We start from the raw sequence: 10,009 nt of genomic DNA, 5'->3' as shown, positions 1-10,009 counted from the left end.
TGTAGAAGCGTCAATGATGCTGCGCCTCGCTGCTGTTGCAAACTGCAGACCATGGTAGGTCCAAGTCACAGACTTGAACCAAGTTCCCCGCCATCATTTACCAATATTGCTACTTTCCCCTGTTCCAGTCTTTCCCGAGCGCGCCTCGCTTTTGGCCCTGGAAAGGCTCTAGCTAAGCGCAAAGGACTCTTCAGGCCGAAAGGGCAGTGCGCGAGGGGAAGACGGGGCCCCGCGGCCGTGAGCGCACGGAGGGAAACTATGAAACAACAAAGCATAAGGGCTCCGCATCAACCCGCCGCCACGCCAGCAACTGGCAAAAGGCGGGCACAGAAAGAAATCCCATGCAATCAGCAGCCAAGCCAAGGGAACAGTGTGTAAGGCATAATCAAAGAATCACTTATCCATAAAAGCGATAACCGAAGTAAATCAATGAAAGGCATCCTCTATGTGCAGAATCTCAGGCTTGCCCTGCTGCCATAAAACAGAAATCACATCAAACCGAACGTCATGTGGCCATTGGTGCTGTTCTATGTAATAATCGGCGGCTAGTTGCAGCATAGCCTCTTTTCGGGCTGAAACGGCTTCTTCGGGGAACCCGTATTGATGACTACTTCTGGTCTTCACTTCTACCAGCACCAGCGTCTTCTCTTTAGCCACTATCAAATCCACTTCGGCCCGCTTGTAGCGGAAATTTCGCTCCAAAACCAAATATCCCTGCGCGACTAAATGGGCTTCGGCGGCCTGCTCGCCCAACTGACCTAAAGTAGTATTATGCGCCATTTTTGGTAGGTGCTGGTTTAATGAGTAATTTGCACAGTTTTCTGATAACAAAGCCTTCTATACGAGAAGAGTAGGATTCTGTATAGGACAACAGAGAGGCAGTGCTGCCAGGCATAGTAACATTATATATATAATAGAGTAAGGTAGGGCGCGCAGAACCATGAAGCAGAACCGAAGCATTGTGTATGAGAGAATGGGACTGGTAGATTACCAACAAGCGTGGGACTACCAGGAGCAGCTTTTGAAAGAGATAGTAGCCGTCAAAACCCAAAATCGGGCTTTGCCCGAAACGGAGAAATTGACGACTCCTAATTATCTGTTGCTTTGCCAGCATCCGCATGTGTACACGTTGGGCAAAAGTGGGCACGAAGAACATTTGCTTTTAGACGAACAAGGGCTGGCCGAAAAGCAGGCGACTTTCTATAAAATCAACCGGGGTGGGGATATCACATACCATGGTCCTGGGCAGTTAGTGGCATACCCCATTCTTGACTTAGAGAATTTCTTTACAGATATTCACCAGTACCTTCGCTTGTTGGAAGAAGCGGTAATCCACACTTTGGCCGAATACGGTTTGCCCGCTGGCCGGATTGTGGGGCTCACCGGCGTATGGCTGGATTTTGAAGAGCAGCGGAACCCCAGGAAAATTTGTGCCATGGGCGTGAAGTGCAGCCGGTGGGTGACCATGCATGGTTTGGCGCTTAACGTGAACACAGACCTGGACTACTTCGGTAACATTGTGCCCTGCGGTATTTCAGACAAAGCGGTGACCTCTCTGGAAAAAGAAGTAGGACATGTAGTGCCTATGGAAGAAGTAGAGGAGAAACTGCTTCGTCATTTTGAACAAATATTTGAAGCCAGTTTAGTGGCGCATCAGTATGAAGAAAGACATTGATTTTCATCAGGTAGAAGGCGTTTCTGTAGCCATTGCCCGTGAAGTAAACGAGTTGGGTCTGGAGGAGTGGAATGTCTACTTTATCAATAACAATGATTTTTACCTGGAGAACGTGCTTATCTCCTCTAAAGGCTACGGAGAGCAGGACGGACAGGAAGTAAAGACTTCGGTGCTTAGGCACATGTTTGACCAAATGGGGCCAAAAACGGCTTTGCAGGTAGAACCCATTGACCCGGCCTTGTTTCAGATTACCAATGAATACTGGGTGAGTTATTACATTGGCCGCAACATCCATGATAAACGGTTTGTGTTTGTGCCGGGCAGCGTGGTGGAAGAAAACCTGATTCATATTTCCATTCTGGAAAAAGAAGGCATTCTCCATTCTTAAAGAGCCCCTTTGCGGCATAGCTGCGAAGGCTGGGAAAGAGAATTGGCCCAGAATCATTTTTTACTTTAGAGATGGCATGAAATTTTTTACATACCTCCTTTCATTTAGCTGGTCTTTCTTTATTGCTTTATTCGCGATTCCCTCCATTGTGTATGTGGCGCATTTAAAGAACATCCTGGATCAGCCTAATAAGCGCACGGTGCACGTGTCGCTTACGCCCAGATTAGGAGGCTTGGGAGTATTCGCGGGCTTTATGTCGGCACTTACTATTTTCGGAAATCTGAACAACGGCGTGCAGCAAGTCTTGGCAGGCTGTATTATCCTCTTCTTTGGAGGACTGAAAGACGACTTGGTTTCTATTTCGGCCTTTAAGAAGTTTTTCATGCAGGTGCTGGCCACGGGCGTGGTCATGTTCATTGCCGATATAAGAGTCACCAGTTTTCAGGGCATTTTTGGGATTCATGAGCTGCCCAATGGCTTAAGTTACGGCTTCACCTTCTTTACCATAGTAGGCATCACCAATGCCATTAACCTGATTGATGGCTTAGATGGCCTGGCCGGTACCATTGTAACCATAGTGGTCTCCACGTTTGGTTTCTTTTTTTGGTACGCACACATTGAGTCTTATTCCAACTACGCCGGTGTGGCGGTTTGCCTGATTGGTGGTTTGCTCGGCTTCCTGCGGTATAATTTCTACAAAGCCAGAATCTTCATGGGTGATACCGGTTCTCTGCTCTGCGGTTTTGTAGTTTCCATCATGGCTATCCAGTTTATAGAAATGCGGGCTGTGCAATCTGCTCCGGTGGTGGCGCTAGGTGTACTCTTTGTTCCTTTGTTTGATACCGTGAGGGTTTCCCTTATCAGAATTTTGAGGGGGGTGTCTCCTTTCGCCCCAGATAAAAACCACATCCATCACCGCATTCTGGCAATGGGCTTCAGTCAGGTAGCCACGGTGCTTATATTAGCGCTCCTCAATGTGTTGGTCATTTTGTTTGTGTTTAACTTTTCGCACTGGGGTAACCTGATGCTGTTGCTGTGCTTGCTGGGCTTCTCTCTGGTGCTAAGTTTGGTGCTGGGGCAATATTCCACTAAAACTACCCCTAGTACCTAAACGCATGCGATTCTGGGGGGTAGTAGTAAGTCTTTGTCTGTGGTGGGGACTGGCGGTAGGGCAACCGGCAACCTTAAAGCCATTGCTCTCTTCTGACTGGTTGATCTATAAAGCCGGTCAAAATAAGTTAGTGCCTTACTTACCTGAGTTTCATGAAGAGCGCCAGGCCCTGTACCAATGGGTGAGCTTGGATAAATTCACGAACCCCAAGATTGAGTTTGCCGCCCGCAAGGAGCTTTGCCTGTTCATAGACAACCGCCTGGTTTTTGTGGCAGATTCAACGGCGCGTTATACCATTGATTTATCCTCCTTCCTGAAGCCCGGCAAGAAGTACCTGCTTTCGGTCTGGCACCCAGATCAGCAGCCAAACTATCCTTCTTTCAAAGTGCCGCAGGAGCAGATGCCCTCTCTGAGTTCCAGGCCTATTACTGCTTATCGGCCCATACCCAAGCAGTCAGACGCGCACCGGAGCGCCCTGATCTTCTTTATGGTCATAGTGGGATTAATTTATGGCGCCCTCCGGATGACCTTCTATTCAGATTTCACCAGTATCTTCCGGTGGAGCAGTTTCACCAAGCTTTCTACCTTGGAGGAAGGCCTGCTAGCCAAACCTATCGGAAACTGGTCCAGCATTCTGTTTGTACTGGCGTTTGCGTTATCTTTTGCGTTGCTGATTGTCGCCATTCACACTAACCTGGAAGACTTAGCCTTGCTGAACCAGTTGTTTACCGCCACGCAGGCAGATCTTATTTCTAAGATATTGCTGTACGCTCTTATGATCTTCCTGTTCGTGCTGTTTAAGTATCTCTTCCTGCGGCTCATGGGGTTTATCTTTGGAGTAGGCGAAATGGTGCTTTCCCAGTACCGTGAATTCCTGCGTACCCTGTTGGGCATGGGGCTGTTTTTGCCTTTTGTGCTGCTTCTGTATTTGGGGCTGTGGTCGTCTACGCCCCAGGTGGTTTATTGGATAGCCAACGTAAGCATTACGGCACTTTTGGTCTTTACCGTAATCAGGACTTTCCATACAGTCAGTAAAAAATATTCCCTCAAAAATCTACATTTATTTTCCTACCTTTGCGCCACAGAAGTGATTCCACTGATGATTTTGCTAAAACTGATCGTTTTTGTGTAAGACTCTGGTAAACAGGAATTATTACAGATTTTAGATTTTAAGTTGTTAAACTACCTTCTAAATATGGCTGACGGTAAAGAAGAGCTGGGTGCTGATAGACATTCAAAGAAAATTTCTAGTATTCTAGTCACACAGCCAAAGCCGGCAAACGATAATTCTCCGTATTTGAGCATTGCTGAGAAATACGGGATCAAAGTGGATTTCAGAGCCTTTATTGATATTGAGCCTGTTTCCTACAAGGATTTTAGAAAAGACAAGGTTTCTATCCTGGATCATACTGCCGTTATTTTTACCAGTCGTAACGCGGTAGACCATTTCTTTAGAATCTGTGCTGAAGGCAAGATAGAGGTTCCCGCCGAGATGAAATATTTCTGTATCTCTGACCAGACCGCGTACTATCTGCAGAAATACATCGTTCTCCGTAAACGGAAATTGTTTATTGGAGGCAAGACCTCGGCAGACCTTTTTGATGTGCTGAAGAAACATAAGACTGAAAAGTTCTTGTATCCTTGCTCCAATATCAGAAAAGAAGATATCCCGGAGTTCATGCGGGCGAACAACTTTACTTTCACGGAAGCAACCATGTACAGAACGGTAGCTTCAGACCTGTCTGATCTGGCAGAAGTGAAATATGACTGTATCGCTTTCTTCAGTCCTTCAGGCGTACATTCTTTGTTCACCAATTTCCCCGACTTTGTACAGGATGGCACCCGCATTGCCGCCTTTGGCCCAACTACAGCCCAAGCGGTGCGTGATGCTGGTCTTGAACTAGATATTGAGGCTCCTATGCCCAACGCGCCTTCCATGACTGGGGCAATTGAGGTTTATATCCAACAACATTCTAAGAAAAAGTAAACGAAACGTTACTTTTTGATTGGTTTGTGCGTAGCATGGCTAGAGCTTGAAGATCAGAATTAGCTTTTGGTAGTTAATAGATAATTTACTAGCTTTTGCCAAACGACTCCTGCGCATGCAGGAGTATTTCATTGCTGTACATGATGCACAAATCTGGTTTTCTAATACTTTTTTTAGGGCTCCTGTGTCCCTTTTTTGTACAGGCGCAACAGTTACCACAGTTTAGTCACTATAGCTTTAATGGCCAGTTCATCAGCCCAGGGTATGCGGGCGTGAGAGGCCAGACAGAGCTGAATGTGCTCTATAGGTACCAGTGGCTTGGCTATGACGGTACTTTTGATGCCGGGGGCTCTCCTAGAACCGCTTTGTTTACCATCTCTGCTCCCGTAACTGCCTTAAAAGGCGGAATAGGGTTGGTGGTGATGAAAGATGAGATTGGCGCAGTTGATGTTTTCAATGCGCAGTTGTCTTATTCTTATCACCTCTCCCTTGCAGGCGGAACGCTGGGTATAGGCGTGCAGGGAGGACTGACCAATATGAGCAAGGGAGGCTACCGGGCAAACCAGGAGGATGATACCCGTATACCTTTTAACAGTTCTGACCGTAAGTTTGACATGGGAGCCGGGCTGTGGTATCAGCATGACCGTTGGTACGCCGGAGCCGGGTTGGTGAATATGCTGGGTGCTGAATACCAGTTTGAGAATCGGGCGCAGGATGTCTCAGGGACAGTAACTAGCGAGAAGCATTTGATGGTTACTGGGGGGTATGAAGTAGAACTTTCTGATGTTATAGACGTAACACCAACGGTCTTGCTTAAGCAGGATCTTAATGCCAGTGAGACCTCTTTTGAGGCTGGAGCCAGGGCAACTTTCAATGATAAATTTTGGGGTGGCGCCGGTTACAGATTTGGAGAAGCCATCACGGGCATGTTGGGTGTCTATCTGTTAAAAGACAATGCACTGAGTTTTGGATATTCTTTTGACTATACCGCCGTAGGCACAAACGCTAAAAGCGCCACCTCTCACGAGGTAATGCTAGGGTATAGACTACCTAAACCTAAGAATAGTACAAAGCCGCCTATTAGGACCCCACGTTACTTCTTTTAAATACTGGTTTTAAGTAACACGCATATCTACAACGAGGAGGGAATTGTGAACAAAATAAAATATTATTTTGTTTGTCTCGTTAGGATATTGAACTTCAAGAAAAAACACTAATTTTGTTTTTCAATTAGGACATTTAGTTGCTATCTTAAAAATTATAACTGCTGAGCGAAAACGCTGCTTTTTTTAAGTCCAAGAATATGATTAAGTTTTTACAGTTTTCTGCCATTGCTCTAAGCGTAGTCTTAATGGCAGGTTGTGGTATGGGTAGAGATTCACAGGGGGATGTGATCGGGGCAGAAGATCGTCCTGAATTCAATCCTCAGGAAGTTCCTTACGGAATGGTCGCCTGCCCGGGTGGTACTTTTCATATGGGCCAAACAGACCAGGACATTGCGGCCAGCATGTCTAACATGAACAAGCAGGTAACCATTGGTGGCTTCTATATGGATGAAACCGAGATCACCAATAATGAATACCGCCAGTTCGTAGATGCTATTCGTCAGGACTCATTGGATATTCTGGGGGAAGAGTTTGTCATGACTCAGCTGTATCCAGATACTACCGTTTGGGTGAGAGACTTTACTTACCACATGGGTGATCCATTAATGGAGTATTACTTTTCTCATCCGGCGTTTGATGACTTTCCGGTAGTAGGGGTAGATTGGCATGCCGCCAAGTACTTCAATAACTGGAGAACCAAGCACAAAAACAATTACAACGTAGAAAGCGGATTAGCGCCCATGCCAAGCTTCCGTTTGCCGTCTGAGGCGGAGTGGGAGTATGCTGCCCGTGGTGGCCGCGACCTGGCAACGTATCCTTGGGGCGGTCCTTACCTGCGTAACGCCAAAGGGTGTATGCTGGCTAACTTCAAACCAGGCCGTGGTGACTATTACAGCGATGGCTTTACATATACCGCTCCGGTAGGACAATATTATCCGAACGATTTCGGTTTATATGATATGTCTGGTAACGTGGCTGAGTGGTGCGAAGATGCTTACGCTGAGGCTACTGTGCCAGTGGTTTGGGACTTGAACCCAACCTATTATGATGACAACGAACCTCGTAAAATAGTACGTGGCGGTTCTTGGAAAGACATTGCCCATTTCCTAGAAACTGGTGTGCGTAACTTTGAGTACCAGGATTCTGCCCGTTCTTTCATCGGGTTCCGTAGTGCCATGATTTACATAGGACGTTCTTCTGACTTTGATTTAGCAAGATAGTCCTACCCCCTTTCCTAAATTTATTTCTTAACCCGAATACTTACAATCTAAATCCTTCAAAAAAATGAGTAAAGCAAGAGGCAACTTCTTCTTCGATAAGGTGATGCCAAAAATCTATGGTATTGGTGCTGCGGTAGTAATTGTGGGAGCGTTGTTCAAAATCCTCCACTTAGCTGGTGCTAATGAAATGCTAATCGTTGGTCTGGGTACCGAAGCCATTATCTTCTTCCTGAGTGCGTTCCAGCCGAACCCACCACATGAGCCAGAATGGGAACGCGTTTACCCTCAGTTACGCGATGATTATGATGGCCCACTTCCTACTGTTCCAGTAGCCGCTGCTGCCGCTGGTCCATCTATCACCGGTGATTTAGACAAAATGCTGCGTGATGCCAACGTAACTCCTGCTACTATCAGTTCTTTGGGCCAAGGCCTGAACAGATTAAGCGAGACAACTGCGCAAATCTCTGATTTGACAGACGCTACTGTAGCTACTAAAGAGTATGCCGCTCGCGTAAGAACTGCTACCGGATCATTAGACAAAATCAATGAAGCGTACGGTACCACGTTGCAAGTAGTGTCTCAAATGGCCAATGCCACCGCAGATACCCAGGCGTACAATGCGCAAGTGCAGCAAGTAACCAAAAATCTGGGCGCGCTTAATGCCGTGTATGAAATGGAACTTCAGGACGCTAACAACCATCTGAAATCTATTAACAAGTTCTACGGTAGCATCACCAACGCTATGGAGAACCTGACGCAGGCTAGCCGTGAAACAGAACAATTCAAAGATGAGGTAACTAACCTAACTAAAAACCTGCATTCTTTGAACAACGTGTATGGCAACATGCTAAATGCCATGAGAGGATAATCTCTGCCATTCCTCTTTAAATTATAAGATCACATAAAAAGGTAAACATCTAAAAATACTATGGCTGGAGGAAGAGAGACGCCACGGCAGAAGATGATCGGGATGATGTATCTCGTTCTGACCGCGCTGTTGGCATTGAATGTAAGCTCTGCAATACTTTTAAAATTCCAATTCATTGATGAGAGCCTTATGGGCGTTAACCGCAACACGGTGAACGACAACAACGGGACAGTTAAAGGAATTGCTGCGGCTGTTGCCGAAAACGGTAACAGATCACAGGACGCAAGAGTTGTGGAGCAAGCGAACGAGGTTCGTGCGCAAACTGCCCAACTGGTGCAATATATCCATGGGTTGCGCGAAGAACTCCAAGCAAGAACAGGTGGTACGGACGAAGCAGGAAACTATAAAAATCCGGAAGCCAATGAGATTGTAAACGAGTTAATGCTTGGTGGAACCAAGAAAGGAAAAGGATACGAGTTAGAGGCCAAGTTAAACCAGTACGCCGGTTTTCTGCGCCAATACAATCCTAGAGTTCCCGAAAAGATTGCGGTGAGTGGTGCAGAAGACCCACGGGTAGCTAAAAACAAAGATCAACGCAAAAAAAACTTTGCGCAATTGAACTTTGAAGAAACTCCAATGGTGGCTGCTTTGGCTACGCTGGCTCAGAAAGAATCTGAAGTACTGAAGTATGAAGCGGAAACCTTGTCTCAGTTAGCTCAAAAAGTTGGTGCAGACATCATCAAGTTCGAGAACATCTTCGCGATGGCTAGCGCTGAGTCTAAAACAGTAGCGGCTGGTACTAAATACAAAGCTGAAATGTTTTTGGCAGCTTCTTCTGATGCGGTAACTCCTACCATGTCTGTTGATGGAAGATCCATCCCAGTACAAGGCGGTAAAGGAAGAATTGAATTTACGGCTACGGCTGGTAACTATGACGCTGAAGGTAATGCCAAGAAGACCTGGAGAGGCCAAGTGCGTTTCCGTCAGTCAAGCGGACGTGATACTACCTTTACGGTAACTCAGGATTACGTAGTGGCGAAACCAGTGATGCAAATTCAGTCTGCCTCTATCAACTCTCTGTACTTTAACTGCGGAAACGAACTGAGTGTACAGGTGCCTGCTTTGGGTGCGGTATATGATCCTTCTTTCTCTGCTTCTGGTGCAACAGTGGTAAAAGGAGCCAAAAAAGGATTCCTGACTATCATTCCTACGTCAAAGCAAGTGAAACTGAATGTGAGCAGCGGCGGAAACGCTATTGGATCACAGGAATTCACGGTAAAGTTGGTTCCTAGACCACGCGTAGTTGCTACCGCGAATGGTAGACCAGTTGACCCAGTAAGAGGTATGCCTGCTCCAGGTCCTCGTACTTTATCTGTACAAGCTGTAGCTGATGAAAGCTTCAAGAACCAACTACCTAAAGATGCTCGTTACAGAGTGACAGAATATACTGTTTACCTGGTACGTGGTAACCGTCCGGTAGGTCAGGTACAAGGAAGCGGCCCAACTGTTAGCTTAGGGAACTTAGCTGGTCAGGCTCGTCCGGGAGATAGAATTGCCATTGACGTGAAAGAAATCCGTAGAATGAACTATCGTGATCAGCAGGAAGTTGTTCCTTCTGATGGAACAGATATCACTTTTCAGCTTAACTAGTACG

10 protein-coding genes are annotated in these 10,009 nt (G+C 46.4%); 9 read left to right on the top strand and 1 reads right to left on the bottom strand.

Translation table 11 applies throughout. From position 1 onward, the window contains the following. Window positions 1-426: 426 nt before the first annotated feature. Window positions 427-780 (bottom strand): YraN family protein, encoded by a 354-nt coding sequence (locus ACY0JR_RS20275; protein WP_462635992.1) that lies wholly within the window; start codon window positions 778-780, stop codon window positions 427-429. Between the two features lie 160 nt (window positions 781-940). Here ACY0JR_RS20275 and lipB point away from each other — a divergent pair, with 160 nt between their 5' ends. The 9 genes from lipB to porM all read left to right on the top strand — a co-directional run bounded on the left by lipB (window position 941) and on the right by porM (window position 10,005). Beyond that, the gene (lipB, locus tag ACY0JR_RS20270; RefSeq protein ID WP_462635991.1) at window positions 941-1,675 is read left to right on the top strand and encodes a lipoyl(octanoyl) transferase LipB; all 735 of its coding nucleotides are present in this window, start codon (window positions 941-943) and stop codon (window positions 1,673-1,675) included. Next, window positions 1,659-2,063: a hypothetical protein gene (locus tag ACY0JR_RS20265; RefSeq protein ID WP_462635990.1), complete on the top strand. Its 405-nt coding sequence runs from the start codon at window positions 1,659-1,661 to the stop codon at window positions 2,061-2,063. Before lipB ends, ACY0JR_RS20265 begins: the two co-directional genes overlap by 17 nt. A gap of 76 nt (window positions 2,064-2,139) precedes the next feature. Continuing rightward, complete coding sequence (locus ACY0JR_RS20260) at window positions 2,140-3,174, top strand: MraY family glycosyltransferase (protein WP_462635989.1); 1,035 nt, start codon at window positions 2,140-2,142, stop codon at window positions 3,172-3,174. A 4-nt stretch (window positions 3,175-3,178) separates the two neighbouring features. Then, complete coding sequence (locus tag ACY0JR_RS20255; RefSeq protein WP_462635988.1) at window positions 3,179-4,306, top strand: DUF4271 domain-containing protein; 1,128 nt, start codon at window positions 3,179-3,181, stop codon at window positions 4,304-4,306. A gap of 63 nt (window positions 4,307-4,369) precedes the next feature. Beyond that, on the top strand, window positions 4,370-5,161 hold the full coding sequence (locus ACY0JR_RS20250) for a uroporphyrinogen-III synthase (protein ID WP_462635987.1): 792 nt from the start codon (window positions 4,370-4,372) through the stop codon (window positions 5,159-5,161). Between the two features lie 140 nt (window positions 5,162-5,301). Next, window positions 5,302-6,267, top strand: coding sequence for a PorP/SprF family type IX secretion system membrane protein (locus tag ACY0JR_RS20245; protein ID WP_462635986.1), 966 nt, complete (start codon window positions 5,302-5,304; stop codon window positions 6,265-6,267). 197 nt (window positions 6,268-6,464) lie between these two features. Next, window positions 6,465-7,487 carry a T9SS ring complex lipoprotein PorK/GldK gene (porK, locus tag ACY0JR_RS20240; protein WP_462635985.1) on the top strand — a complete coding sequence of 341 codons (1,023 nt, stop codon included), beginning with the start codon at window positions 6,465-6,467 and terminating at the stop codon, window positions 7,485-7,487. 64 nt (window positions 7,488-7,551) lie between these two features. Beyond that, window positions 7,552-8,355, top strand: a complete 804-nt coding sequence (gene porL / locus ACY0JR_RS20235; RefSeq protein ID WP_462635984.1) for a type IX secretion system motor protein PorL/GldL — start codon at window positions 7,552-7,554, stop codon at window positions 8,353-8,355. Window positions 8,356-8,415: 60 nt separating this feature from the next. Continuing rightward, entirely contained in the window at window positions 8,416-10,005 is a 1,590-nt protein-coding gene (gene porM, locus ACY0JR_RS20230; RefSeq protein ID WP_462635983.1) for a type IX secretion system motor protein PorM/GldM, read from the top strand. Window positions 10,006-10,009 lie beyond the last annotated feature (4 nt).

This window comes from Rufibacter sp. JT3400010, from assembly GCF_054956755.1.
This window is presented reverse-complemented; position numbering and strand designations above follow the sequence as displayed.

Coding starts and splice junctions, on each gene's coding strand:
- ACY0JR_RS20255 (WP_462635988.1), top strand. CDS start 3,179: ATGCGATTCTGGGGGGTAGTAGTAAGTCTTTGTCTGTGGTGGGGACTG.
- lipB (WP_462635991.1), top strand. CDS start 941: ATGAAGCAGAACCGAAGCATTGTGTATGAGAGAATGGGACTGGTAGAT.
- ACY0JR_RS20260 (WP_462635989.1), top strand. CDS start 2,140: ATGAAATTTTTTACATACCTCCTTTCATTTAGCTGGTCTTTCTTTATT.
- porK (WP_462635985.1), top strand. CDS start 6,465: ATGATTAAGTTTTTACAGTTTTCTGCCATTGCTCTAAGCGTAGTCTTA.
- porL (WP_462635984.1), top strand. CDS start 7,552: ATGAGTAAAGCAAGAGGCAACTTCTTCTTCGATAAGGTGATGCCAAAA.
- porM (WP_462635983.1), top strand. CDS start 8,416: ATGGCTGGAGGAAGAGAGACGCCACGGCAGAAGATGATCGGGATGATG.
- ACY0JR_RS20275 (WP_462635992.1), bottom strand. CDS start 780: ATGGCGCATAATACTACTTTAGGTCAGTTGGGCGAGCAGGCCGCCGAA.
- ACY0JR_RS20245 (WP_462635986.1), top strand. CDS start 5,302: ATGATGCACAAATCTGGTTTTCTAATACTTTTTTTAGGGCTCCTGTGT.
- ACY0JR_RS20265 (WP_462635990.1), top strand. CDS start 1,659: ATGAAGAAAGACATTGATTTTCATCAGGTAGAAGGCGTTTCTGTAGCC.
- ACY0JR_RS20250 (WP_462635987.1), top strand. CDS start 4,370: ATGGCTGACGGTAAAGAAGAGCTGGGTGCTGATAGACATTCAAAGAAA.